Here is a 204-nt window from a genome sequence, read left to right as displayed (position 1 = left end):
TTGGCTACAACGCGAACGCCACCGGCAACTTCTCCACCGCACTGGGTCCTCGCGCCAATGCCACCGGAATCGGCGCGAGCGCCGTCGGGTTGGACGCCCGGGCTTCAGGTATCAGTGCAAGCGCACTGGGCAATCAGGCTGACGCGGCTGGTGAAAGCGCTACCGCGCTGGGCTCCTTCGCCAACGCCAACGGACGTTTCTCCA

The 204-nt window shown here is 65.7% G+C and carries 1 protein-coding gene; it reads left to right on the top strand.

The features are described 5' to 3' along the window. The coding region (locus tag ACLNEE_RS17160) for a hypothetical protein (RefSeq protein ID WP_412007481.1) at positions 1 to 204 on the top strand (204 nt) is incomplete at both ends.

It is taken from the genome of Aphanothece stagnina RSMan2012 (genome assembly GCF_046764815.1).
Taxonomy (GTDB): Bacteria; Cyanobacteriota; Cyanobacteriia; order PCC-6307; family Cyanobiaceae; genus NIES-981.
The sequence above is the reverse complement of the archived record's forward strand: the minus strand, read 5'-3'. Positions and strand labels throughout refer to the sequence as shown.